The sequence below is a fragment of the Derxia lacustris genome (assembly GCF_002105195.1).
Taxonomy (GTDB): domain Bacteria; phylum Pseudomonadota; class Gammaproteobacteria; order Burkholderiales; family Burkholderiaceae_E; genus Derxia; species Derxia lacustris.
The window spans coordinates 361,933-384,647 of record NZ_MUHU01000001.1; the positions used below are offsets into that span (position 1 = coordinate 361,933).

General features: G+C 68.2%; 25 protein-coding genes. 16 read left to right on the plus strand and 9 right to left on the minus strand.

Annotated elements, in window-relative coordinates:
- The first annotated feature begins 293 nt into the window (after positions 1 to 293).
- The 7 genes from B9P64_RS01565 to ggt all read left to right on the plus strand — a co-directional run bounded on the left by B9P64_RS01565 (position 294) and on the right by ggt (position 6,234).
- Positions 294 to 905 carry a MotA/TolQ/ExbB proton channel family protein gene (locus B9P64_RS01565; RefSeq protein WP_085314506.1) on the plus strand — a complete coding sequence of 204 codons (612 nt, stop codon included), beginning with the start codon at positions 294 to 296 and terminating at the stop codon, positions 903 to 905.
- Between the two features lie 18 nt (positions 906 to 923).
- Positions 924 to 1,355 (plus strand): ExbD/TolR family protein, encoded by a 432-nt coding sequence (locus tag B9P64_RS01570; protein WP_085314581.1) that lies wholly within the window; start codon positions 924 to 926, stop codon positions 1,353 to 1,355.
- A gap of 25 nt (positions 1,356 to 1,380) precedes the next feature.
- Positions 1,381 to 2,445, plus strand: coding sequence for a tetraacyldisaccharide 4'-kinase (gene lpxK, locus B9P64_RS01575; protein WP_085314507.1), 1,065 nt, complete (start codon positions 1,381 to 1,383; stop codon positions 2,443 to 2,445).
- Positions 2,426 to 2,596, plus strand: coding sequence for a Trm112 family protein (locus B9P64_RS01580; RefSeq protein WP_085314508.1), 171 nt, complete (start codon positions 2,426 to 2,428; stop codon positions 2,594 to 2,596). The genes lpxK and B9P64_RS01580 overlap by 20 nt, the downstream gene beginning before the upstream one ends.
- On the plus strand, positions 2,596 to 3,381 hold the full coding sequence (gene kdsB / locus B9P64_RS01585) for a 3-deoxy-manno-octulosonate cytidylyltransferase (protein ID WP_085314509.1): 786 nt from the start codon (positions 2,596 to 2,598) through the stop codon (positions 3,379 to 3,381). Before B9P64_RS01580 ends, kdsB begins: the two co-directional genes overlap by 1 nt.
- A gap of 124 nt (positions 3,382 to 3,505) precedes the next feature.
- Positions 3,506 to 4,162 carry an adenylate kinase gene (gene adk / locus B9P64_RS01590; RefSeq protein ID WP_085314510.1) on the plus strand — a complete coding sequence of 219 codons (657 nt, stop codon included), beginning with the start codon at positions 3,506 to 3,508 and terminating at the stop codon, positions 4,160 to 4,162.
- A gap of 191 nt (positions 4,163 to 4,353) precedes the next feature.
- Positions 4,354 to 6,234 (plus strand): gamma-glutamyltransferase, encoded by a 1,881-nt coding sequence (ggt, locus tag B9P64_RS01595; RefSeq protein ID WP_085314511.1) that lies wholly within the window; start codon positions 4,354 to 4,356, stop codon positions 6,232 to 6,234.
- 12 nt (positions 6,235 to 6,246) lie between these two features.
- Here ggt and B9P64_RS01600 read toward each other — a convergent pair whose 3' ends face one another.
- Positions 6,247 to 7,095 (minus strand): SirB1 family protein, encoded by an 849-nt coding sequence (locus B9P64_RS01600; RefSeq protein WP_085314512.1) that lies wholly within the window; start codon positions 7,093 to 7,095, stop codon positions 6,247 to 6,249.
- Positions 7,096 to 7,114: 19 nt separating this feature from the next.
- Positions 7,115 to 8,659 (minus strand): murein biosynthesis integral membrane protein MurJ, encoded by a 1,545-nt coding sequence (gene murJ / locus B9P64_RS01605; protein ID WP_085314513.1) that lies wholly within the window; start codon positions 8,657 to 8,659, stop codon positions 7,115 to 7,117.
- Positions 8,660 to 8,809: 150 nt separating this feature from the next.
- Between murJ and B9P64_RS01610 the strand changes: the two genes are divergently transcribed.
- Positions 8,810 to 9,037: a hypothetical protein gene (locus B9P64_RS01610; RefSeq protein ID WP_139826081.1), complete on the plus strand. Its 228-nt coding sequence runs from the start codon at positions 8,810 to 8,812 to the stop codon at positions 9,035 to 9,037.
- 146 nt (positions 9,038 to 9,183) lie between these two features.
- On the plus strand, positions 9,184 to 9,450 hold the full coding sequence (gene rpsT, locus B9P64_RS01615; protein WP_085314515.1) for a 30S ribosomal protein S20: 267 nt from the start codon (positions 9,184 to 9,186) through the stop codon (positions 9,448 to 9,450).
- 278 nt (positions 9,451 to 9,728) lie between these two features.
- Here rpsT and B9P64_RS01620 read toward each other — a convergent pair whose 3' ends face one another.
- Positions 9,729 to 10,061 carry a DUF3579 domain-containing protein gene (locus tag B9P64_RS01620; protein WP_085314516.1) on the minus strand — a complete coding sequence of 111 codons (333 nt, stop codon included), beginning with the start codon at positions 10,059 to 10,061 and terminating at the stop codon, positions 9,729 to 9,731.
- Positions 10,062 to 10,325: 264 nt separating this feature from the next.
- Between B9P64_RS01620 and B9P64_RS01625 the strand changes: the two genes are divergently transcribed.
- From B9P64_RS01625 to B9P64_RS01640, 4 genes are all read left to right on the plus strand, one after another.
- On the plus strand, positions 10,326 to 11,525 hold the full coding sequence (locus tag B9P64_RS01625) for an aspartate aminotransferase family protein (RefSeq protein ID WP_085314517.1): 1,200 nt from the start codon (positions 10,326 to 10,328) through the stop codon (positions 11,523 to 11,525).
- A gap of 2 nt (positions 11,526 to 11,527) precedes the next feature.
- Complete coding sequence (argF, locus tag B9P64_RS01630; protein ID WP_217808632.1) at positions 11,528 to 12,445, plus strand: ornithine carbamoyltransferase; 918 nt, start codon at positions 11,528 to 11,530, stop codon at positions 12,443 to 12,445.
- A 29-nt stretch (positions 12,446 to 12,474) separates the two neighbouring features.
- Positions 12,475 to 13,182, plus strand: coding sequence for a chorismate mutase family protein (locus B9P64_RS24880; RefSeq protein ID WP_085314519.1), 708 nt, complete (start codon positions 12,475 to 12,477; stop codon positions 13,180 to 13,182).
- A gap of 269 nt (positions 13,183 to 13,451) precedes the next feature.
- The gene (locus B9P64_RS01640; protein WP_085314520.1) at positions 13,452 to 14,879 is read left to right on the plus strand and encodes an argininosuccinate synthase; all 1,428 of its coding nucleotides are present in this window, start codon (positions 13,452 to 13,454) and stop codon (positions 14,877 to 14,879) included.
- A gap of 73 nt (positions 14,880 to 14,952) precedes the next feature.
- Here the strand turns inward: B9P64_RS01640 and B9P64_RS01645 are convergent, their stop codons facing one another.
- The gene (locus tag B9P64_RS01645) at positions 14,953 to 15,150 is read right to left on the minus strand and encodes a hypothetical protein (RefSeq protein WP_085314521.1); all 198 of its coding nucleotides are present in this window, start codon (positions 15,148 to 15,150) and stop codon (positions 14,953 to 14,955) included.
- Positions 15,151 to 15,195: 45 nt separating this feature from the next.
- Positions 15,196 to 16,206, minus strand: a complete 1,011-nt coding sequence (gene murB, locus B9P64_RS01650) for a UDP-N-acetylmuramate dehydrogenase (RefSeq protein WP_085314522.1) — start codon at positions 16,204 to 16,206, stop codon at positions 15,196 to 15,198.
- Between the two features lie 67 nt (positions 16,207 to 16,273).
- Here murB and B9P64_RS01655 point away from each other — a divergent pair, with 67 nt between their 5' ends.
- Complete coding sequence (locus B9P64_RS01655; RefSeq protein ID WP_085314523.1) at positions 16,274 to 16,759, plus strand: YajQ family cyclic di-GMP-binding protein; 486 nt, start codon at positions 16,274 to 16,276, stop codon at positions 16,757 to 16,759.
- Positions 16,760 to 16,772: 13 nt separating this feature from the next.
- Positions 16,773 to 17,120: a hypothetical protein gene (locus B9P64_RS01660; protein ID WP_085314524.1), complete on the plus strand. Its 348-nt coding sequence runs from the start codon at positions 16,773 to 16,775 to the stop codon at positions 17,118 to 17,120.
- Here the strand turns inward: B9P64_RS01660 and folE2 are convergent.
- The 4 genes from folE2 to xseB all read right to left on the minus strand — a co-directional run bounded on the left by folE2 (position 17,098) and on the right by xseB (position 21,183).
- Positions 17,098 to 17,916, minus strand: a complete 819-nt coding sequence (gene folE2 / locus B9P64_RS01665; RefSeq protein ID WP_085314525.1) for a GTP cyclohydrolase FolE2 — start codon at positions 17,914 to 17,916, stop codon at positions 17,098 to 17,100. The two genes, B9P64_RS01660 and folE2, sit on opposite strands and share 23 nt — an antisense overlap.
- Before the next feature lie 157 nt (positions 17,917 to 18,073).
- Positions 18,074 to 19,984, minus strand: a complete 1,911-nt coding sequence (gene dxs, locus B9P64_RS01670) for a 1-deoxy-D-xylulose-5-phosphate synthase (RefSeq protein WP_085314526.1) — start codon at positions 19,982 to 19,984, stop codon at positions 18,074 to 18,076.
- Between the two features lie 24 nt (positions 19,985 to 20,008).
- Positions 20,009 to 20,920 carry a polyprenyl synthetase family protein gene (locus B9P64_RS01675; protein ID WP_085314527.1) on the minus strand — a complete coding sequence of 304 codons (912 nt, stop codon included), beginning with the start codon at positions 20,918 to 20,920 and terminating at the stop codon, positions 20,009 to 20,011.
- Entirely contained in the window at positions 20,917 to 21,183 is a 267-nt protein-coding gene (gene xseB, locus B9P64_RS01680; RefSeq protein WP_085314528.1) for an exodeoxyribonuclease VII small subunit, read from the minus strand. The genes B9P64_RS01675 and xseB overlap by 4 nt, the downstream gene beginning before the upstream one ends.
- Before the next feature lie 375 nt (positions 21,184 to 21,558).
- Between xseB and B9P64_RS01685 the strand changes: the two genes are divergently transcribed.
- On the plus strand, positions 21,559 to 22,692 hold the full coding sequence (locus B9P64_RS01685) for an aromatic ring-hydroxylating oxygenase subunit alpha (RefSeq protein WP_085314529.1): 1,134 nt from the start codon (positions 21,559 to 21,561) through the stop codon (positions 22,690 to 22,692).
- Positions 22,693 to 22,715 lie beyond the last annotated feature (23 nt).

Here is a 22,715-nt window from a genome sequence, read left to right on the forward strand (position 1 = left end):
TCGAAAAACCCGGAAAACTGTCCACAGAAAACCGGCGCCGACGCGCCCGCGGCAGCACCGCCACGCAACCGGCAACCAATCGCCAATCCACTGATTTCTATGGATAAACCCGCTTGCGCCGGACACCCGCACCGGTGCGCGTTCCGCGCCACGGTGCAACGGCCATCATCGGGCAACGACTTTCCACAAAGTTATCCACAGCCGGGGCGCGATTGCGTCACCCGATCGAAAGCAGGCGCGACGTTAGAATCGGCGCCCGCCTGTCCCCCAATTCCCACGCTCTGGAGTTCCGTTTGCTTTCCATCCTGCTTGCGGCGGGCTGGCCGATCTGGCCCCTGCTGATTGCGTCGATCGTCGCGCTTGCGCTGATCATCGAACGGATTCGCAGCCTGCGTCGCGGGGCCATCGTCCCGCCGACCCTGCTGCCCGAAGTACTCACGCTGGTCCGCAAGGGGCCGGTCGCGGCCGATGTGGCCAACAAGCTGGAAGCCAATTCGCCGCTCGGCCGGGTGCTGGCCGCCGCGGTGCGCAACATGAATTCGCCGCGCGACGTGATGAAGGAAGCCATCGAGGAGACCGGCGGCGCCGTCGCCCACGACCTCGAAAAGTATCTCACCACCATCGGCACCATCGCCTCGGCGGCGCCGCTCATGGGGCTGTTCGGCACCGTGGTCGGGATGATCGAGATCTTCGGCGCGCAGGGCCCGACCGGCAGCGCCAATCCGGCCCAGCTGGCGAGCGGCATTTCCATCGCGCTCTACAACACCGGCTTCGGGTTGGCGATCGCGATTCCCACGCTGATCTTCTATCGCCACTTCCGGCGCCTGATCGACAACTACGTGACCGACATGCAGATCCAGGCGGTGCGGCTGGTCGACGTGGTCCACGGCCAGCGGCAAGGCTGAGGCAGGCAGATGGCCGCCATGAACTTCCGCCGCCGGCGCGGCGGCACCGAGGAGCCGGAGATCAATCTGATCCCGTTCATCGACGTGCTGCTGGTGATCCTCATCTTCCTGATGGTCACGACCACCTACTCGCGCTTTGCCGAGTTGCAGATCAGCCTGCCGACCGCCGACGCCGAAAAGGCCGTCGAGCGGCCGCGCCAGATTCATGTGGGCGTGACGCCCGACGGCCACTACGCCATCGACCGCACCGCCGTGCGCGTGCAGGACCCGGACGCGCTCGCGGCCGAGATCAAGCGTGCGGCCGGCAACGATGCCGATCCGGTCATCGTGGTCGACGCCGACGCGGCAGCAACGCATCAGGCGGTCATCAATGTGCTGGAGGCGGCGCGCATCGCCGGCTTCTCGCGGCTGACCTTCGCCACGCAAACCACCACGCCGGCACGGCGCTGAGCTTGCCGGCTTCCGCTCGCCACGCATGAGCGCGCCGCGCGACCAGACGCCGCCGGCCGCCGGCTGGCGCGCCCGGCTCGAAGCCGGGCTGGTGCGCGGCTGGCAGCGACGCGGCCTCGTGTACTGGGCCTTTCTCGACATGTCGCTGCTGTGGCGCTGGATTGCGCTGTGGCGGCGCAAGCGCGCTGCGGCGCAAGGCACGCGCGTCGGCGTGCCGGTGATCGTCGTCGGCAACGTGACCGTTGGCGGCACCGGCAAGACGCCGACCGTCATCGCGCTGGTCGAGGCGCTGCGGGCGCGCGGTTTTGCACCCGGCGTCATCTCGCGCGGCCACGGCCGACGCGGCGACGCCATCCAGCTGGTCGCGCCCGACACCGCGCCCGATCTGGTCGGCGACGAGCCGGCGCTGATCGTCGCGCGCACCGGCGTGCCGATGGCGGTCGGCGCCGACCGCGTCGCCGCCGCGCGCGCCCTGCTCGCGGCCCATCCCGGGATCGACCTGCTGCTGTCCGACGACGGCCTTCAGCATCACGCCCTCGCGCGCGACATCGAACTCGTGCTGTTCGACGCGCGCGGCGCCGGCAACCGCGCCTGTCTGCCCGCCGGCCCGCTGCGCGAACCGGCCGACCGCCCGCGCGACGCCACGCTCTTCGTCGGCTGCCCGGTCGATGCCACGCTCAGCGTCAACGCGCCCGCCTTCACGCTCGACATTCGCCCCGGCGCGGCCTGGCAGCTCTGCGCGCCCGAGCGCCGCCGGCCGCTCGCCGACTGGATCGGCCAGCCGCTGCAAGCCGCCGCCGGCATTGGCGCGCCGGAAAAATTCTTCGCGATGCTGCGCGCCCACGGCCTCGATCCGCGCATGCTCGCCCTGCCCGACCATGCGCGCTTCGACGCCAGCAGCTTCGCCGCGCTCGGCCCGGACGACATCCTCATCACCGAAAAGGACGCCATAAAATGCCGCGCCCTGCCCGCGCTGGCAGCCGATGCGCGGCTCTGGGTCGTCCCGATCGACGCCATCCCGCCGGCCGCCCTGCTCGATCTCATCGCCGCCGCGCTCACCGAGAAAGCCCATGGACACCAAGCTGCTTGAAATCCTCGTCTGCCCGATCTGCAAGGGTCCGCTCGAACACCGCCGCGCCGAGCAGGAGCTGATCTGCCCGCGCGACAAGCTCGCCTTCCCGATCCGCGACGGCATCCCGGTGATGCTCGAATCCGAAGCCCGCAGCACCGACGCCGCCTGATGGCCGCGCCCGAATTCATCGCCGTCGTGCCGGCACGGCTGGCATCGACCCGCCTGCCCGACAAGCCGCTCGCCGACATCGCCGGCCTGCCGATGGTGGTGCGCGTGGCCCGGCGCGCGGCCGAAGCTGGCGCCAGCCGCGTGCTGGTCGCCACCGACGCGCCCGAGGTGATCGCCGCCTGCGCCGCCCACGGCATCGAGGCGCTGCTCACCGCCGCCGACCATCCCTCGGGCACCGACCGCCTGGCCGAAGTCGCCACCCGGCTCGCGCTCGCCGACGACGCCATCGTCGTCAACGTGCAGGGCGACGAGCCGCTGATCCCGCCGGCACTCGTGCGCGACTGCGCCGCCCTGCTCGACCGCCGACCCGAATGCGCCGTGGCCACCGCCGCCCACGCACTGCACGACGCCGCCGACTACCTCAATCCCAACGTCGTGAAAGTCGTCCTCGACGCGGCCGACCGCGCGCTCTATTTCAGCCGCGCGCCGATCCCCTTCGCGCGCGATGCCTTCCTCGCCGCCGCCGACCGCGCGACCGGTGCCGAACAGGCGCTCGGCGCCGGTCTGCCGGCGCTGCGCCATGTGGGCATCTATGCCTATCGCGCCGCCACGCTGCGGGCATTTCCGGCGCTGCCGATGCCGCCGGAAGAGCGTTTCGAGGCGCTCGAACAATTGCGCATCCTGCACCACGGATTCCGCATCGCGGTACTCCGAATTGCCGATGCACCGCCAGCCGGGGTCGATACCCAGAGCGATCTTGAGCGTGTCCGGGCACTCTTCACGTAAGCGTGCAGGCGCAAGCCACACGTAAGCGAATGGGCCGTCTTCACGGGAAAACCGCCCGTAGAATCAACGGCTTCCGCAGGGCGAAAGCACTGCAAAAGTTTCACAACTCTCTGGGGAAATCCCGATGCGACTCATCCTTCTTGGGCCGCCCGGTGCCGGCAAGGGCACGCAAGCCAACTTCATCAAGGAGAAGTTCAACATCCCGCAAATCTCCACCGGCGACATGCTTCGCGCGGCGGTGAAGGCGGGCACGCCGCTCGGCGTGGAAGCCAAAAAGATCATGGATGCCGGCGGCCTGGTGCGCGACGACATCATCATCAACCTCGTCAAGGAGCGCCTGCTCCAGGACGACTGCAAGGCCGGTTATCTGTTCGACGGCTTCCCGCGCACCATTCCCCAGGCCGAGGCCATGAAGGAAGCCGGTGTCGCGATCGACTACGTGCTGGAGATCGACGTGCCCGACGAGCCCATCGTCGAGCGCATGAGCGGTCGCCGCGTGCATGTGGCCTCGGGCCGCACCTATCACGTCAAGTTCAATCCGCCCAAGGCGGAAGGCATCGACGACGTGACCGGCGAAGCGCTGATCCAGCGCGACGACGACAAGGAAGAAACCGTGCTCAAGCGGCTCAAGGTCTATCACGAGCAGACCGAGGCGCTGGTCAAGTACTACGGCGACTGGGCCGAAGGCGGCCAGCCGGGCGCGCCGAAGTACCGCAAGATCGAAGGTCAGGGTGCGGTCGAAGCCGTCACCGCGCGCGCCTTCGAGGCACTCGCGAGCTGACGCCCGGGCGGCTTCGCGCCGCTTGCTCGGCACGCAGAAAAAGCCGCCTTCGGGCGGCTTTTTCATTGGCCGGCAGAATCGCGGTGGTCGCTCGACCGCCCCTCCCGGCGGCGCACGACTGGCTTGCGACCTGCTTCTGCACCGCCGGTCGCGCTCGCCGCCACGCGCCAAGTGCCCTGAAGAGAGATTCGATGTCGTCGTTCTGGAATTGCCTGGCGCCGCGCAGTCTGGCCGGCTGCGCGGCGCTGCTGCTGGCCGCCTGTGCCGGCGTGCCGCATGCGCCGCCGCCCTCGGCCGGCGCGGCCGATGCCCGACCGGCTGCGGCAATGCCGTCCGCCCGGCCGCATCCCGACCTCGCGCCACCGCCCGAGACCGCCACCGGCCTGCGCGCCGAGCCCCGGCCTGCCGTCATCGCCACGCGCCAGATGGTCGCGGCCGGCCATCCGCTGGCGGCCGAGATCGGCCGCGAGGTGCTGCGCGCCGGCGGCTCGGCGGTCGATGCGGCGGTGGCGGTGCAGGCGGTGCTCGGCCTGGTCGAGCCGCAAAGCTCGGGCATCGGCGGCGGCGGCTTCGCTTTGCTGTGGGATGGCCGCGAGGTGCAGGCCTGGGACGGCCGCGAAACCGCGCCGCTGCAAGCCGATCCGCGCCTGTTCCTCAATGCCGACGGCCGGCCGATGGGCTTGCAGCAGGCCATCGTCGGCGGCCGTGCGGTCGGCACGCCCGGCATCCTGCGCATGCTCGAAGCGATGCATCGCCAGCACGGCAGGCTGCCCTGGATCACGCTGTTCGCGCCGGCGATCCGGCTGGCCGAGAACGGCTTTCCCATTCCGGCGCGGCTGGCGCGGCAGATCGCCGCCGATGCCGCGCTCGGCAGCGACGCCGAGACCCGCGCCTACTTCTTCAACGCCGACGGCAGCCCGCGCGCCGAGGGCAGCCTGCTGCGCAATCCGGCGCTCGCCGCCACCTACCGTGCGATTGCCGAGGGCGGCGCCGATGCCTTCTATCGCGGGCCGACGGCGCAGGAAATCGTCGGCAAGGTGCGCGCCAGCGCCAATCCGGGCCGGCTCGATACCGAGGATTTCGAGCGCTACGAGGCGAAGCAGCGCGCCGCCGTGTGCAGCGACTACAAGCGCTGGCGCGTCTGCGGCATGCCGCCGCCGTCCTCGGGCGGCGTGGCGGTGGCGCAGATGCTCGGCATGCTGGCGCGCCGCAACATCGCCGTGGTGCCGCCGCAGCCGGAAGCCGGCCCGCACGGCCCGGCACTCATGCCGCAGGCCGATGCCGTGCATCTGCTCAGCGAGGTCGAGCGGCTGGCCTATGCCGACCGCGCGCTGTGGATCGCCGATCCGGACTTCGTGCCGGTGAATCTGGCCGGCCTGCTGGCGCCCGACTATCTCGCGCAGCGCGCCCGGCTCATCGGCGACCGCAGCCTGGGCGTGGCGCCGGCCGGCACACCCGCCGGCCAGCCGCAGGCGTTTGCGCCCGACCGCTCGACGGCCGAGGCCGGCACCTCGCAGATCAGCATCGTCGATGCCCAGGGCATGGCGCTGTCGCTGACCACCTCGGTCGAATGGCTGTTCGGCTCGCGGCTGATGGTGCGGGGCTTTCTGCTCAACAACCAGCTCACCGATTTCTCCTTCGTGCCCGAGGAAGCCGGCCGGCCCGTGGCCAATCGCGTCGAGCCGGGCAAGCGGCCGCGCTCGTCGATGACGCCGACGCTGGTGTTCGACCGTGCGAGCGGCGCGCCGGTGGCGGTGCTGGGCTCGCCGGGCGGCGCGCAGATCATCGAGTACGTAGCCAAGACGCTGATCGGCATCACCGACTGGGGCCTCGATCTGCAATCGGCGATCGACCTGCCCAACTTCGGCAGCCGCAACGGCCCGACCGAACTGGAGCGCGGCGCGGTCGCGCCCGGACTGGCCGAGGCGCTGCGCACACGCGGCCATGACGTGGCCGAAGTGGACATGACCAGCGGCGTGCAAGCCATCGTCATCGAGCGCGGCGCCGACGGCAGCCGGCGGCTGGTGGGCGGCAGCGACCGGCGCCGCGACGGTGCAGTGCTGGGCGATTGACGGCGGCGCCGCTCAGTTGAGCCGGTCGGCCTCGGGCCGCAGCTCGTCGATGCGGGCGCGCACCGCCGGCGCATCGGCAGCGCGCGGCACGGCGTCGAGATAGGCCTCGAGGTCGTCGATGGCGGCACGCGGGCATTCGAGCTGCGAATACACGAAGCCGCGGTCGCGCAGCTCGGTCGGCTCGCCGGGCAGCAGCGCCACCAGCCGTTGCTGCACCGGCAGCAGCCGCGCCCAGTCGTCGTCGCGCAGATGAATCATCTTGAGATTGCGCAGCAGCCGCGCCAGCGTCTCGCGCGGGCGGGTCGATTGCAGATGCACGCCGAGCGCCAGCGTCGGATCGTCCTCGTCCGGCAGATGGCTGATGAGTCGCGCCTCCAGCTCGCCGCGCGACAGCGAGCGGCCCTGGTCGAACACGTCGATGAACACCTCGCCGCCATTGACCCGCGTCTTGACCAGGTAGTGCCCCGGGAAGGACACGCCCTGCAGCGGAATGCCGGCCTGCCGGCCGATCTCGATGTAGACCAGCGCCAGCGTGATCGGAATGCCGCAGCGACGCTCGATCACCCGGTTGATGTAGCTGTTCTCGGGGTCGTAGTAGTCGTTGGCATTGCCGCGAAAGTGCAGCTCGCCGAAGAACAGGTGGTTGAGCATGCGCAGCTTGTGCAGCGGCGTGGCGTCGGTGGCGAGGCGGCCGCGCAGCCGCGCCGCAAAGCCGTCCACGTCGATCAGCAGCGCATCGAGGTCGAGGCCCGGATAGGCGTCCTGCGCCACGGAGGCGGCGGCCTCGAACAGCGGCAGGCTGGCGTCGTCGCCGACCAGCGTGGTCCAGTAGTCGAGCGGCGTAATGGGTGTGACTGTCATGGCCGCGCGTGGCCGGTCGTCATACCCGGCGCTTGAAGTCCTTTGGCCGGAAACCTAGCACGAGCAGCGTCAGCAGATAGATCGCGCCACCGCCGCTCACGACCAGCGCAAGCGCGCCGACGCGCTGGAAGGCCTGACCATCGCGCAGCCAGTCGAACTGCGCCGAGGCCCAATGCAGGCTCGCGCCGAGCGCCAGCAGCGCCAGCGTCACCTTCCACCAGAAGCTGCCCCAGCCCGGCAACGGCCGGTAGATGCCGCGCTTGCGCAGCCCGGTGAACAGAAAGCCCGCATTGATGCAGGCGCCCAACCCGATCGCCAGCGCCAGGCCCGCATGCTTGAGCGGCCCGATGAAGGCCACATTCATCGCCTGCGTGGCCAGCAGCACCAGCAGCGCGATGCGCACCGGCGTGCGCAGGTCTTGCCGCGCATAAAAGCCCGGCGCCAGCACCTTGACCAGGATGAGCCCGGGCAGGCCGACGGCATAGGCGCGCAGCGCGTCGGCGCTCATCACCGCGTCCTCGGCCGAGAAGCGGCCGTGGTGGAACATGGTGGCGATCAGCGGCAGCGCCAGCACCATCAGCGCGACCGCCGCCGGCAGCGCCAGCAGGCAGGCCAGGCGCAGGCCCCAGTCGAGCAGCGCGTTGTAGTCGTCATGCCGCTCGGCGGCGTGGGCGCGACTCAGATAGGGCAGCAGGATCGTGCCCAGCCCCACGCCGAGCATGCCGGTCGGGAACTCCATCAGCCGGTCGGCATAGAACAGCCACGAGATCGAACCGGTGCCCAGAAACGACTGGAACACCCGGTTGATGACCAGCGATATCTGCGCCACCGACACGCCAAGCACCGCCGGCCCCATCTGGCGCAGCACGCGGCGCACGCCGGCATCGGACCAGGCCGCGCGCAGATCGAGCCGGATGCGCGGCAGCATGCCCACGCGGCGCAGCGCCGGAATCTGGAACGCCAGCTGAAGCACGCCGCCGCCGAGCACCGCCCAGGCCAGCACCTCGATCGACGGATTGCTGCCGCGCGCGAACAGCAGCATCGAGCCGATGAAACTCAGATTGAGCAGCACCGGCGTGAAGGCCGGCACCGAGAACCGCGCCCAGGTATTGAGAATCCCGCCCGCCAGCGCCACCAGCGAGATGAAGCCGATGTAGGGAAACATGATCCGCAGCAGCCCGACTGCGGTCGCGTACTTGGGCGGATCGGCCGAAAAGCCCGGCGCCACCACCCAGATCAGCAGCGGCGCGGCCAGCACGCCGAGCGCCGTCACCGCCACCAGGATCCACGCGAGGATCGTCGCCACGTCGTCGATGAGGCTGCGGGTTTCGCTCTCGCTGCGCCGGCCCTTGTACTCGCCGAGGATCGGCACGAAGGCCTGGGAAAACGCACCTTCGGCAAACAGGCGACGCAACAGATTGGGCAGGCTGAAGGCGAGGAAGAAGGCATCCGTCATCAGCGAGGCACCGAACAGCCGCGCCACCAGCAAATCGCGGATCAGCCCGGAGATGCGCGACAGCAAGGTGAGGCCGCTGACGGTCGCGAGCGTTTTCAGTAGGTTCATCGGGAGGGAGGAGCGGAAGCGGCGCGCAGTGTAGCCAATGGAGACGGTGTGCCGGCGTCCGGTCACTGGCGCCAGCCGGTTACACGCGGCACCCACGCGCCCACCGCCGCCGTGATTTGCTCGATCGCCTCACCCCGAAGGAGCACGAGCATGAAAAAAGAACCGCGCGTAATGCGTCGCCCGGAGGACAGCAAGGTCGAACCCGCCCTGCCGCACGAGCAGGACCAGAAGGCCGGCAGCCAGCAGCGCGCCCAGACCGAAGATCGCAACCGCCTGCGCAAGGGTTTCGAGGATGCCGAAAGCGGCAAGGTGGATACCGGTCCGCAACCCGTGATCGAGGAAACCGACCGAAAGCTGCGCGGCTCGGCCGATCACTGAAGCGCACCGGGCGGGAACGCCGGAAACAACAATGTCATTTGCCAAGATGACTCGCGACTTTTATACTTGCGTGTTCATCAGCCCAGTTTCATCGCGCACCGAGTCTGCGCGAAACCGCAGAACCCCGGAAAGCAAAGCAAGCAAACATGGCCAATTCCGCTCAAGCGCGCAAGCGCGCTCGCCAAGCCGTCAAACTCAATGCCGCCAATTCGGCGCTGCGTTCGCGTTATCGCACCGCCGTCAAGGGCGTGCGCAAGGCCATCGCCGCCGGCGACAAGGAAGCGGCCACCGCCAGCTTCCGCGCCGCGACCAGCGTGCTCGATTCGATCGCTGCCAAGCGCATCGTTCACCGAAACAAGGCGGCTCGCCACAAGAGCCGCCTGGCTGCCGCATTGAAGGCCATCGCCGCCTGAGGTCGCTCGCCGACCGGCGAAGCAAGCCTTGATGAAGCCGCCCGGCAACCGCCCGGCGGCTTTTTTGTTTTGCGGCGGCCCGGTGAAGGCTGTCATCCAGTCACGCGAGACTGCCTGCCGCTCTCACTTGGCGCGACAGGCCTCGCCACCTTCGCTCCATCTATTTGCCGACAACTGGAATGGAAATTTCTGCCGCACCGAGCAATGTCAGCCACGCCCGCGTCGCGAGGAAGATGGGCGCCTTGATCGTTCGAGCGCACGGCCCGGACGGCGCGCCGTCAGACCGGTTCGGCAGGTGCCGGCGGCTGGGCGCTGCTGATGGTCTGGAGATTGTTGTCGGCGGCGAAACTGAGGACGAACTGAAGCGCCATCGGCTCGATGTCGCGCAGGCGCGTATCGACGATCACGCACTTGACGCCGTCCTGAAAACTGGGGCGAACATAGGGCGAGTAGCCGATATGGGACTGAATGCCGCGACCACCCTTGGGTCGGAACGGCGACATCACGCCGCAAAGTCGTTCGGCCCAGTCGCTCGGCCGGAAAGTCTTGCCATCCTGTGTCTTGCCGAGGATGACGACCTGTCTGATGGAATTCGGAATGGGATCGGCCATGGCTTTGGACCCGGACAGGGGATTCGAATTGTAATCGCGGGGCGGCCGTCAACCCGCCACTGCCATCACGGGCATTTCGCGTTTCGGAAACTGAATTCCGCATTGCGGCATGACGCTGCGCCGCGACGACGACGTTTGCCCATCGCACCACCCCACGCACTGCCAGCCGATGGCGGCTTGGCGGCGCGCCACTGACCGCTGCATCCCTTCGCTTATGATTCCCCCGGGCGGGAAACCGCCCGTTTTTATTTGTCTGGAACCGACATGAACGCACCCGAGCCAATCAAGACTTCGCACGTCATGAACACCTACGGACGCCTGCCGGTCACGTTTGCGCGTGGCGAAGGCGTCTGGCTCTGGGACGAACAAGGCCGCAAATATCTCGATGGCCTGGCCGGCATCGCGGTCAACGGCCTTGGCCATGCCCATCCCAAGCTGGTGAAGGCGCTGACCGAGCAGATCGCGACCCTAATCCACACCTCCAATGTGTACGGCGTGCGCGGCCAGGAAGATCTGGCCGACATGATTTGCGCGCGCTCCGGCATGGAAGAGGTCTTCTTCTGCAACTCGGGCGCCGAGGCCAACGAGAACGCGATCAAGCTCGCGCGGTTTCATGGCTACAAGCACGGCCGCAACTTCATCAAGACCGTGGTGATGGAGCAGTCGTGGCACGGCCGCACCATCGCCACGCTGGCCGCGACCGGCAGCGAGAAGGCGCGCAAGGGCTTCGAGCCGATGCAGGACGAGTGCTTCGTGCGCGTGCCGTACAACAACCTCGCCGCCATCGTCGAAGTGGCCGAGACGAATCCCGAGATCAACAGCGTGCTGCTCGAAGTGCTCCAGGGCGAAGGCGGCATCAACGTCGCCGACGCGGAGTATCTGCAGGGTCTGCGCAAGCTCTGCGACGAACGCGGCTGGCTGCTCATCCTCGACGAAGTGCAATGCGGCGTCGGCCGCACCGGCGTGTGGTTCGGCTATCAGAACGCCGGCATCGAGCCCGACGCGATCACGCTGGCCAAGGGCCTCGGCTCGGGCGTGCCGATCGGCGCACTGGCGGTGCGCGGTCCGGCGGCGAAGCTGTTCGGCCCGGGCAATCTCGGCACCACCTTCGGCGGCAATCCGCTGGCGATGCGCGCCGGCGTCTGCACGCTCCAGACCATCGAGGAAGACGGCCTGATGGCGCATGCCAAGGCGCTTGGCGATCACATCCGCGCCGGCTTTGCGCAAGCGCTTGCAGGTGTGGCGGGCGTGAACGACATCCGCGGCCTGGGCCTGATGATCGGCATCGAGCTCGACCGGCCCTGCGGCGCCATCGTGACGCGCGCGCTTGAGGCTGGCCTGCTGGTGAATGTGACGCGCGACCAAGTCGTGCGCCTGCTGCCGCCGCTCGTCATGACCACCGCCGAAGCCGACCTGCTGATCGCAGGACTCGCACCGATCATCAAGAACTTCCTGCTCGAATGACCATGGCGATCAAGCACTACCTCCAGTTCAAGGATCTGAGCCGGGCCGAAACCGAGCATGTGTTCGAGCGCGCGAAGATCATCAAGCGCAAGTACAAGCAGTTCGAGACCTATTACCCGCTGGCCGACCGCACGCTGGTGATGATTTTCGAGAAGGCGAGCACGCGAACCCGCCTGAGCTTCGAGGCCGGCATGCATCAGCTGGGTGGCGCGGCCATCTACCTGAACACGCGCGACTCGCAGCTCGGGCGCGGCGAGCCGGTGGAAGACGCGGCCCAGGTCATCAGCCGCATGTGCGACCTGGTGATGATCCGCACCTTCGAGCAGTCGATCATCGAGCGCTTTGCGGCGCAGTCGCGAGTGCCGGTCATCAACGGGCTGACCAACGAGTTCCATCCCTGCCAGATCCTCGCGGACATCCTCACCTACGTGGAGCACCGCGGCAGCATCCAGGGCAAGACGGTGGCGTGGATCGGCGATGCCAACAACATGTGCAACACCTGGCTCCAGGCCGCCGAAGTGCTCGACTTCAAGGTGAACGTGAGCACGCCGCCCGGCTACCGCGTCGACGCGGCGGTGGCCGGCGTGACCGACGGTCGCCATTTCGAGGTGTTTGCCGATCCGGTCGACGCCTGTCGCGGCGCCGATCTGGTCACCACCGACGTGTGGACCTCGATGGGCTGGGAAGCCGAGAACGAAGCGCGCCTGAAGGCCTTCGCCGACTGGCAGGTGAACGGCAAGCTGATGTCGGCGGCCCATGCCGACGCGCTGTTCATGCACTGCCTGCCCGCGCATCGCGGCGAGGAAGTGAGCGCCGAAGTCATCGACGGGCCGCAGAGCGTGGTCTGGGACGAGGCGGAAAACCGCCTCCACGCCCAGAAGGCGCTGATGGAATATCTGCTGCTCGGTCACATCGATTGAGCCACGGACCGGCGTTGCCCTCTGCGGTCATGCGTTCGCGCGTCGTCTTCACCGGGCTGTTCGCGCTGACGCTGGCGGGCTGCGCGGCGCCGAGCATTCCGGGCCACGGTGCGGCGCCTGCGCCGGCTGCACCGTCGGCGCCGACGCCGTCCGCCGCGCCGGCGCCCGTCGCCAGTCCGGCGCCGCCGGCAGCCGTCCCACCCCGGCCGGTAGCGCCAGCGCCGATCAACGGCGCCCAGCTCATCCGGCTCGACGATCTGCTCGGCCTCACGCGCGAGCTGCTCAATCTGGCGCCCGATGTCGCGCGCATTCGCTGGAACGCGAGCCAGGGCAAGCCGGCGACCGCCGGTGCCGATCTCGATGCCGCGCGCGGCGAGGCCGCCGCCCGGCTCGCCGCCAGCTACAACGCCGATCCCGAGCTGTTCCGCGACTACTTCCGCGCCCAGAGCGAAGCCAGCCGCTTCGTGCAGGGCGAGCTGTTCGCGCAATGGAAACGGGCCGGTGCGCCGCCGACCATGACGCTCACGCGCAGCGAAGCCCAGGTGCAGGCCACGTCCGACAAGCTCACGCCGCGCCTGATGCGTGCGCTGGCCGATGCCGCGCCTGGCCTGCGCGCCGGCGGTGCGCGTGCCGCCGTGGCCGCCCATGCCAAGACCCGGCTGCCGACGCGTTCTGCGCTGTCCGACCCGACGCGCGCCATCGCGATCAAGCCGCTGCTCGACCGCGCAGCAGAATGAAAACGCTTGCAGCACCCTCCCGGCGTGCCGCCCGCCGACGACCGTCGGCCGGCGTCCGGCGCGCTGTCACCCCGGTGGCATAATCGCGCGCGCCGGAAACCGGCCGGCAATCGCCTGATCCCGTTCGCCACCCCGCAGCACGCCTGATGCAGCCCGCCTGCCCCGCCGCCCTCGGTGAACGGTGACCTCCCCGGACCAGAATTCATGCACGGCGCCCCCGGACTCGGGGCCGGGCCCGCGCCGGCATTCACCCTCACACGGGATCATTGATGAGCAACAAAGTGAAGAAGGTCGTGCTTGCCTATTCGGGCGGCCTCGACACCTCGGTCATTCTCAAGTGGCTGCAGGACGTCTACCAATGCGAGGTCGTGACCTTCACGGCCGACATCGGCCAGGGCGAGGAAGTCGAACCCGCGCGCAAGAAGGCCATCGCGCTCGGCATCAAGCCCGAGAACATCTTCATCCAGGACCTGCGCGAAGAATTCGTGCGCGACTTCGTGTTCCCGATGTTCCGCGCGAACACCGTGTACGAAGGCGAATACCTGCTCGGTACCTCGATCGCGCGGCCGCTGATCGCCAAGCAGCTGATCGAGATCGCCAGGCAGACCGGCGCCGACACCATCAGCCACGGCGCCACCGGCAAGGGCAACGACCAGGTCCGCTTCGAGCTGGGCGCCTATGCGCTGATGCCGGGCGTGAAGGTCATCGCCCCGTGGCGTGAATGGGATCTGCTGTCGCGCGAGAAGCTGCTGGCCTATGCCGACGCGCACAAGATTCCGGTCGACTTTAAGAAGCGCAAGGGCGGCGGCGCGCCCTACTCGATGGATGCCAACCTGCTGCACATCAGCTACGAGGGCGGCATTCTCGAGGACCCGAACTTCGCGCCCGAAGACAGCATGTGGCGCCTGACCGTGTCGCCCGAGAAGGCGCCGAACAAGCCGCAGATCATCGAGCTCACGTACGAGAAGGGCGACGTCGTCGCCATCGACGGCGTGCGTCTCAAGGCGCATGAAGTGCTCGACACGCTGAACAAGCTCGGCGGCAAGCACGGCATCGGCCGGCTCGATCTGGTCGAGAACCGCTATGTCGGCATGAAGAGCCGCGGCTGCTACGAAACGCCCGGGGGCACGATCCTGCTGAAGGGTCACCGCGCCATCGAGTCGATCACGCTCGACCGCGAAGTCGTCGCGCTCAAGGACGACCTCATGCCGCGCTACGCCCGCATGATCTACAACGGCTACTGGTTCAGCCCCGAGCGCGAACTGCTGCAAGGCCTCATCGACGCCTCGCAGGCCAAGGTGAACGGCGTGGTCAAGCTCAAGCTGTACAAGGGCACGATCATGGTCGTGGGCCGCGAATCCAAGGATTCGCTGTTCGACGCCAGGATCAGCACCTTCGACGACGACGGCGGCGCCTACAACCAGGCCGACGCCGGCGGCTTCATCAAGCTGAATGCGCTGCGCCTGCGGATTGCCGCGAACAAGGCGGCGGCGAGCAAGCCGGCGCGCAAGGCTGCGGCCAAGAAGGTGACCAAGGCTGCGCCAGTCAAGCCGACGGCCGAAACGCCGGTAGCCGCCAAGCCGGTCGCCGAAGTGGCTGCGCCGGCGGTGGAAGCCGCTGTGCCGGCAGAAGCCGTCGCGGCCAAGCCCGCTGCCAAGAAGGCGAAGAAGACCGCCGCCAAGAAGGCCGCTGCCTGATCGCCTGAGCCGCAGCGCCGCGCAGGCGGCGCCGGCAACACACCCGCCGTGCCCTTGAGGCCGGCGGGCGTCGTCATTTCTTGGGCTTGCCTTCGGGCAGCGCAAACAGCACCAGCACCACCAGGAACACGCCGAGCGCGATCCAGCTGCAGATCAGCGCACCGTTCACGCCGATCAGCTCCTGCTGATGGCTCAGGAACATGAGCGCCAGCATTGCCGCCAGCGCTCCGCACAGCTTCTTCTCGCGCGCGCTCAAGTCCGACCAGGCCATTCCTGCATCCCCGTTTTCTTGTTGTGTCGATGGCCCGGCGGGCGCTCAGACGATCAGCGGCTCGGGTTCGAGCTCGACGCCGAAGCGCTCGCGCACCGCTGCGCGCACCGCCTCGCACAGCGCCAGCACCTCGGCACCGGTGGCATCGCCGCGATTGACCAGCACCAGCGCCTGGCGCTCGAACATGCCGGCACGCCCCAGATCGCGCCCCTTCCAACCCGCCTGCTCGATCAGCCAGCCGGCCGCGAGCTTGAACCGGCCATCGGCCTGCTCATGCCCGACGATGCCCGGATTTGCCGCGCGCAATGCGCCGAACAACGCCGCATCGACCACCGGATTCTTGAAGAAGCTGCCTGCGTTGCCCAGCCGGCGCCAGTCGGGAAGCTTGCGCTCACGCAGGCCGATCACCGCAGCGGCCACGTCACGCGGCGTGGGCTCGGCAACGCCGGCGCGCGCGATTTCCTCGGCCAGTTCACGGTAGCCAAGCCGCGCGGTCCAGCGCAGCGGCAGCCGCAGCACGATGGCGGTGATGACGTAACGCCCGGCCGCCTCATGCTTGAAGACCGAATCGCGGTAGCCGAAGCGGCAGTCGGCGCGGCTGAATTCGCGCCGCTCGCCGCTGCGCAGGTCGAGCGCCTCGAGTCGCTCGAACACCGCCTCCAGCTCGACGCCGTAGGCACCGATGTTCTGGATCGGTGCCGCGCCGCAGCGGCCCGGAATCAGGCTGAGGTTTTCGAGTCCGCCCCAGCCCTGGTCGAGCGTCCAGGCCACGGCATCGGCCCAGATTTCGCCGGCGCCGAGCCGCACGAAGCGGTGTGCGCCGTCGTCGCCGAGCAGTTCGCGGCCCGGCAGCAGCGGCCGCAGCACCAGCGCATCGACATCGCGGGCGAGCACCAGATTGCTGCCGCCGCCGAGCACGAAGACCGGATCGGCGCCGGCCAGCGCGAGCGCAGCGCGCAATTCGGCGAGCGTCGCGACCTCGGCATAACGGCTGGCGCGGGCGGAAAGTTGAAGGGTGTTGAAAGGTCGAAGATCGACGTTCTTGAGCACTTGCATCCGGCCGATTGTAGGCGAGGGGCTGGCATAGAATCGCCCGCTCCCTTAGACAGAAAAGCCCCAATCCATGCCTTCGTTCGACATCGTTTCCGAAGCCGACATGGTCGAACTGCGCAATGCGCTCGACCAGACCAACAAGGAAATCGGCACCCGCTTCGACTTCAAGGGTTCGAGCGCCAATGTCGAGCAGAAGGACAAGGAGCTGACGGCCTGGGCCGACAGCGACTTCCAGCTCGAACAGGTGCGCGCCGTGCTCACCGCCAAGCTCGCCAAGCGCAATGTCGATGTGCGCTTCCTCGACATCGGCAAGGTCGAGAAGATCTCGGGCGACAAGGCCAAGCAGGTCATCAAGATCAAGCAGGGCATCGAGAGCGATCTGGCCAAGAAGATCGTCAAGCACATCAAGGACAGCAAGCTCAAGGTGCAGGCCAGCATCCAGGGCGATGCGGTGCGCGTGACGGGCGCCAAGCGCGACGACTTGCAGGCCGCCATCGCGCTGCTGAAGAAGGACATCACCGAGCAGCCGCTCGCGTTCAACAACTTCCGCGACTGATCGAGCCACCGCGGTGCCGTCCTATCGCCGTGCGCTGCAGGGCACCCGCACCGTGGTGCTGCGCGACCTGCTGGGCAAGACGCCGCTGTCGGCGCTGGAGCTGATGCAGCCGCGCCTGGTCGAGCAGATCGCGCTGCTCTGGGGCCATCCGGAGATGGGCCGTTTCTTCGAGCTGCTGACTTACGCGAGCGAGTCGGCGCAGCCGCTCGGCAAGCTGGAGATGGAGGAGATCGCCTTCCTTCAGGCCTTGCACCTGAAGATGCTGCGGCTCGGCATGGTGGCGGCACTGCCGCCGGCCGGACCGCCGCGCTTCGACGCGACGGTCACGCTGCCGTCGCTCAGGCCGCGCCGCGCCCGCTGATCTGGGCGTAGGCCGAGTGGTTGTGGATCGACTCGAAGTTCTCCACTTCCACGGTGAAGGCGCCGACGCGCTCGTCCTGTTGCAGCCGGCTCACCACGTCGCGGATCAGGTCCTCGACGAACTTGGGGTTGTCGTAGGCGTTCTCGGTGACGTGCTTTTCGTCCATGCGCTTGAGCAGGCCGTAAAGCTCGGCCGAGGCTGAATCCTCGGCCACACGCGCGATGGCTTCGAGCGCAAACGGCTTGGCCAACTCGACCTCGATGGTGACGTGCGAGCGCTGGTTGTGCGCGCCGTATTCCGAGATTTCCTTGGAGCAGGGGCACAGGCTCGTGACCGGCACGACCATCTTGACCCAGACCGATTCGCCGGCCGGGCTGCGCTCGGCGCGCAACGTCACCACATAGTCGAGCAGGCTGCTCACGCCCGACACCGGCGCCGTCTTGCGGATGAAGTACGGAAAGGTCAGCGCGATTTCGCCAGCCTCGGCTTCAAGCTTGGCGAGCATGGTGGCGAGCACGCCGGGCAGCGCCTCGGCCGACCAGCCGGCCTTCTGCTCCTCGAGCAGCGCGACGAAGCGCGACATGTGCGTGCCCTTCTGCTCGGCCGGCAGCGCCACGTTCATGGCGAATTCGGCCACCGAAGGCTGATCGCCGGCCGAAGTGGCGACGAGGATGGGATAGCGCACACCCTTGATGCCGACCTTCTGGATCGGCACGCGGCGCGCGTCGTGGCTGGCCTGGACGTCGGGGATCACGATGCTCTGCGGAATCGCGGCGAAGGAGTCGCGCGTGTTCATTGAAATTTCTCCTGCTGCCCGGAACGCCGGGGCGGGCCAAACGGCGATTATGCCGTCAAGCCCCGCAGGGTCTGACCGATGCCTTACGGCTCAGTTCGCATACGGGTATGCGCAGCGGCGCGGCGGTGTTTCGAGGCGTAGCCGCGCCCGGTCCGCCTCAGACCGAGCCGGCCACGCGCGCCAACCGCACGCGGGTACCGAAGCGTTCGCGCACCGAACGCGCGATGCCGGCCGCATCGAGGCCGCAGCCAGCCAGCAGCGCGGCCTGCTCACCGTGGTCGATGAAGCGGTCAGGCAGGCCCAGCTGCAATACCGGCCGGACGATGCCGAGCGCCGCGAGCGCCTCGGTGATGGCGCTGCCCGCGCCACCCATGATCGCGCCCTCCTCCACCGTCACGATGGCGTCGTGCGACTCGGCCAGCTCGCGCACCAGCGCCACGTCGAGCGGCTTGACGAAGCGCATGTTGGCGACCGTCGCGTCGAGCTGTTCGGCGGCGCCGAGCGCCGGCGCAACCATCGAGCCGAAGGCCAGGATCGCGATGCGCTCGCCGGCCGCCGCGGTGGATTGCCGGCGCACTTCGCCGCGCCCGAGCGCGATCGGCTCCAGCCCGGCGTCGACCGCCACGCCCGTGCCCGAGCCGCGCGGATAGCGCACCGCCGCCGGACCGGCGTAGTCGTAGGCCGTCGTGAGCATGCGGCGGCATTCGGCTTCGTCGGCCGGCGCCATCACCACCATGTTGGGGATGCAGCGCAGGAAGGCGTAGTCGTAATTGCCGGCGTGGGTCGCGCCGTCGGCACCGACGAGGCCGGCGCGGTCGATCGCGAAGGTGACGTCGAGGTTCTGCAACGCCACGTCGTGGATCAACTGGTCGTAGGCGCGTTGCAAAAAGGTGCTGTAGATCGCCACGACCGGCTTGGCGCCCTCGCAGGCGATGCCGGCCGCGAACGTGACGGCATGCTGCTCGGCGATGCCCACGTCGAAATAGCGCTGCGGAAACTGCTGCTCGAACTTGACCAGGCCGGAGCCTTCGCGCATCGCCGGCGTGATGCCGACCAGACGCTCGTCCTTGGCCGCCATGTCGCAGATCCAGTCGCCGAACACTTGCGTGTAGGTCGGCTTGCTCGGCAGCGAGGTCTTCACGATGCCGCGCACCGGGTCGAACTTGCCCGGGCCGTGATACAGGATCGGATCGGCCTCGGCGAGCTTGTAGCCGGCGCCCTTGCGCGTGACCACATGCAGGAACTGCGGCCCGCTGCGCTCGCGCAGGTTGGCCAGCGTGCTCACCAGCGTGTCGATGTCGTGGCCGTCGATCGGCCCCAGATAGTTGAAGCCGAACTCTTCAAAGATGGTGCCCGGCCCGAGCATGCCCTTGGCGTGCTCCTCGAACTTGCGCGCGAATTCGCGCAGCGGCGGCACCGGGTCGAGCATCTTCTGGCCCACGCGGCGCGCGGTGGCGTAGAAGCGCCCGCTCATCAGCTTGGTGAGATGGCGGTGTAGCGCGCCCACCGGCGGCGAGATCGACATCTCGTTGTCGTTGAGGATGACGATGAGATTGGTGTCGCGCATGACGCCGGCGTTGTTCAGCGCCTCGAAGGCCATGCCGGCCGACATCGAGCCGTCGCCGATCACCGCGATGTGCTGGCGCCGGGCGTGGCCCTGATTGCGCGAGGCGACCGCCATGCCCAGCGCCGCGCTGATCGAGGTGCTGCTGTGCGCGGTGCCGAACACGTCGTACTCGCTCTCGCAGCGGCGCGGAAAACCCGAGATGCCGTCGGCCTGACGCAGCCGGTCCATCGCGTCGCGCCGGCCGGTGAGGATCTTGTGCGGATAGCTCTGATGGCCCACGTCCCAGACGATGCGGTCGTCCGGCGTGTTGAAGGCGTAGTGCAGCGCAATGGTCAGCTCGACCGTGCCGAGGTTGGACGACAGATGGCCGCCGGTGCGCGAGACCGAATGCAGCACGAACTCGCGCAGCTCGTCGGCGAGCTGGGGCAGGCGTTCGCGCGGCAGCCGACGCAGGTCGGCCGGCGAGTCGATCGTCGAGAGAAGCTGGTACGGGTCGGACATGGCTGGGAACCCCGGTGCCGGCGGTCAGTGCGACCGGCGGACGATGTAATCGGCAATCTGCGCAAGCCGCAGCGTGGCGCCGTCGATGCGGGCGAGCGCGGCGTGGGCGTCGGCACGCAAGCGCTCTGCCAGCAGCTTGGCATCGGACAGGCCGAGCAGCGAGACATAGGTGGGCTTGTCGGCGGCGGCGTCCTTGCCGGCGGTCTTGCCGAGCGTGGCGGTATCGGCTTCGGCGTCGAGGATGTCGTCGACGACCTGGAACGCGAGACCGACGGCGGCGGCGTAGGCGTCGAGCGCGTCGATGGCGCGGGAATCGGCCGCGCCCGCTTGCGCGCCGAGCAGCACGCTCGCGCGCAGCAGCGCGCCGGTCTTGAGCCGGTGCATGGTTTCGAGTTCGGCGCGCGACAGCCTCAGGCCGACGCTCGCCAGATCGATGGCCTGCCCGCCCGCCATGCCGCGCGAGCCGGCGGCCCGCGCCAGCAGCGCGCACAGCTGGGCGGCGCGCGGCGTGTCGGCGCCGGCCAGCACCTCGAACGCGAGGCTTTGCAGCGCATCGCCGACCAGCAGCGCATTGGCCTGACCGAAGGCGGCATGCACCGTCGGCTTGCCGCGCCGCAGCAGGTCGTTGTCCATCTCGGGCATGTCGTCATGCACCAGCGAATAGGCGTGGATCAGCTCGACCGCGACGGCGGCCGCCTCGACCGTGGCCAGCGGCGCCGCGAACGCGAGGCCGGCGGCATGCGCGAGCAGCGGACGCACGCGCTTGCCGCCGTCGAGCACGCCATGCCGCATCGCAGCATGCAATTGCGCCGGCGCTTCGTCGGCCGGCGGCAGCGCGCGGTCGAGCGCCAGCTCGGTGCGCGCGGCGATGGCGGCAATCCAGTCCTCGAAGGACAGGTCCGCGCCGCCGTCCGTCAGTCCGGCCTGCTCGGTCATGCGTCCTCCCGGCCCAGATCGAGCGGCTGTGCGGCGCCGAGCGGATCCTCGGGATCGACGACTTCGAGCCGCTGCCGCGCCGCCGCCAGCTGGGCCTGGCACACGCGCACCAGCTCCGCGCCGCGCTGATAGGCCGTCACCGAGGCATCGAGCGGCAGCTGCTGCGATTCCATGGTTTCGACGAGGCGTTCGAGCTCGGCGAGCGCGGTCTCGAAACTGGGCGGATCGGCGGATTCGGCGGCGGTTGCCGGAGTGGTGGACATTGCAATCCTCGAAGGCGGGGCCCGGCATTTTAAGCGCGCCTGGGCCATCTCCCGGACCCTGCGCCGCCCAGCCGCAATCGGCGCCGTACATCAGCCGCATTTACGTTTGTTGAACCAAGCCAATTCCGGCGGAAAGGACTTTGCTAGACTCCGCAGTTCCTCGGACGAATCGCAAATTTCCGCATTGGTCCGAATGCCCTGTTTGGTTGCACGGATTCCGATTGCGGAATTCCCTTTCGGATCATGCAGTTACGGGGGCGAAGGTTGGACGGTGACGCACTTGTTGCGCCGGCCGTCCGGTTTTTCGACTCCCTCTCCGGCGCGCAACGCACCGGAGTCGTTTGGGTGTCTTCAATTCATTAAAGGGTTGGGGTCATGTCAGACATTGGCAATCAAGTCGCGCTCGCGCGTCCGTCTAGCCAACTTCCTGTCACCTGGTATTTCGACGAAAAGCTTTACCAGCAGGAACTCCATCAACTGTTCGCGCCGTCCGCGCGCTATGTGGGCACGCGCCTCATGGTGCCGGAGCACGGCGACTATTACGCGCTGCCGCAAGAGGATCACGGCCGCGCGCTGGTGCACAACGAACGCGGCATCGAGCTCATCTCCAACGTCTGCCGGCACCGCCAGGCGGTGATGCTCGAAGGCCGTGGCAATACCGGCGGCAAGAACATCGTTTGCCCGCTGCACCGCTGGACCTACGATCTCAAGGGCGAACTCATCGGCGCGCCGCATTTTGCCGAGAACCCCTGCCTCAACCTGAGGCGCTCGCCGACGCTGGAATGGAACGGCCTGCTGTTCGAGGACAGCGGCTCGCAGCTGTCGCGCGAGGTGCTGGCCGAGCTGGAAACCTCGAAGTTCGCCAAGTACTTCGACTTCACCGGCTACCGGCTCGACCATGTGGAAATGCACGAGTGCAACTACAACTGGAAGACCTTCATCGAGGTCTACCTGGAGGACTACCACGTCGTGCCCTTCCATCCCGGCCTGGGCAAGTTCGTGAACTGCGGCAATCTGGCCTGGGAATTCGGCAAGCATTTCTCGGTGCAGACCGTGGGCCTGCTCGATTCGCTCGGCAAGCCGGGTTCCAGGACCTACGAGCAGTGGCACAACCAGTGCCGCAAGTACTTCGACAACGGCAATTCGCTGCCCGAGTTCGGCGCGGTGTGGATGACGGTCTATCCGAACATCATGCTGGAGTGGTATCCGGGCGTGCTCACGGTTTCCACGCTGCATCCGATGGGCATGGGCCGGACGATGAACATCGTCGAGTTCTACTACCCCGAGGAAATCTGCTGGTTCGAGCGCGAGTTCGTCGATGCCCAGCGCGCGGCCTACATGGAAACCGCGATCGAGGACGACGAGATCGCCGAGCGCATGGATCGTGGCCGGCGCGCACTGCTCAACCGCGGCATCAACGAGGTCGGGCCCTACCAGTCGCCGTTCGAGGACGGGATGCTCCACTTCCACGAGTACCTGCGGCGCGAACTCGGCCGACCGTCGATTTGACGGCGGGCGGGCGCGCTGCGCTG

Excerpts from the sequence above, each read along its gene's own strand:
- folE2 (WP_085314525.1), bottom strand. The coding sequence starts at position 17,916 with ATGAACACGCGCGACTCCTTCGCCGCGATTCCGCAGAGCATCGTGATC.
- argF (WP_217808632.1), top strand. The coding sequence starts at position 11,528 with ATGGCGATCAAGCACTACCTCCAGTTCAAGGATCTGAGCCGGGCCGAA.
- lpxK (WP_085314507.1), top strand. The coding sequence starts at position 1,381 with ATGAGCGCGCCGCGCGACCAGACGCCGCCGGCCGCCGGCTGGCGCGCC.
- B9P64_RS01600 (WP_085314512.1), bottom strand. The coding sequence starts at position 7,095 with ATGACAGTCACACCCATTACGCCGCTCGACTACTGGACCACGCTGGTC.
- B9P64_RS01610 (WP_139826081.1), top strand. The coding sequence starts at position 8,810 with ATGAAAAAAGAACCGCGCGTAATGCGTCGCCCGGAGGACAGCAAGGTC.
- B9P64_RS01580 (WP_085314508.1), top strand. The coding sequence starts at position 2,426 with ATGGACACCAAGCTGCTTGAAATCCTCGTCTGCCCGATCTGCAAGGGT.
- B9P64_RS01645 (WP_085314521.1), bottom strand. The coding sequence starts at position 15,150 with ATGGCCTGGTCGGACTTGAGCGCGCGCGAGAAGAAGCTGTGCGGAGCG.
- murJ (WP_085314513.1), bottom strand. The coding sequence starts at position 8,659 with ATGAACCTACTGAAAACGCTCGCGACCGTCAGCGGCCTCACCTTGCTG.
- B9P64_RS01675 (WP_085314527.1), bottom strand. The coding sequence starts at position 20,920 with ATGACCGAGCAGGCCGGACTGACGGACGGCGGCGCGGACCTGTCCTTC.
- kdsB (WP_085314509.1), top strand. The coding sequence starts at position 2,596 with ATGGCCGCGCCCGAATTCATCGCCGTCGTGCCGGCACGGCTGGCATCG.
- B9P64_RS01570 (WP_085314581.1), top strand. The coding sequence starts at position 924 with ATGAACTTCCGCCGCCGGCGCGGCGGCACCGAGGAGCCGGAGATCAAT.
- B9P64_RS01620 (WP_085314516.1), bottom strand. The coding sequence starts at position 10,061 with ATGGCCGATCCCATTCCGAATTCCATCAGACAGGTCGTCATCCTCGGC.
- dxs (WP_085314526.1), bottom strand. The coding sequence starts at position 19,984 with ATGTCCGACCCGTACCAGCTTCTCTCGACGATCGACTCGCCGGCCGAC.
- B9P64_RS01640 (WP_085314520.1), top strand. The coding sequence starts at position 13,452 with ATGAGCAACAAAGTGAAGAAGGTCGTGCTTGCCTATTCGGGCGGCCTC.
- B9P64_RS01685 (WP_085314529.1), top strand. The coding sequence starts at position 21,559 with ATGTCAGACATTGGCAATCAAGTCGCGCTCGCGCGTCCGTCTAGCCAA.
- rpsT (WP_085314515.1), top strand. The coding sequence starts at position 9,184 with ATGGCCAATTCCGCTCAAGCGCGCAAGCGCGCTCGCCAAGCCGTCAAA.
- B9P64_RS01655 (WP_085314523.1), top strand. The coding sequence starts at position 16,274 with ATGCCTTCGTTCGACATCGTTTCCGAAGCCGACATGGTCGAACTGCGC.
- xseB (WP_085314528.1), bottom strand. The coding sequence starts at position 21,183 with ATGTCCACCACTCCGGCAACCGCCGCCGAATCCGCCGATCCGCCCAGT.
- adk (WP_085314510.1), top strand. The coding sequence starts at position 3,506 with ATGCGACTCATCCTTCTTGGGCCGCCCGGTGCCGGCAAGGGCACGCAA.
- murB (WP_085314522.1), bottom strand. The coding sequence starts at position 16,206 with ATGCAAGTGCTCAAGAACGTCGATCTTCGACCTTTCAACACCCTTCAA.
- B9P64_RS24880 (WP_085314519.1), top strand. The coding sequence starts at position 12,475 with ATGCGTTCGCGCGTCGTCTTCACCGGGCTGTTCGCGCTGACGCTGGCG.
- B9P64_RS01625 (WP_085314517.1), top strand. The coding sequence starts at position 10,326 with ATGAACGCACCCGAGCCAATCAAGACTTCGCACGTCATGAACACCTAC.
- ggt (WP_085314511.1), top strand. The coding sequence starts at position 4,354 with ATGTCGTCGTTCTGGAATTGCCTGGCGCCGCGCAGTCTGGCCGGCTGC.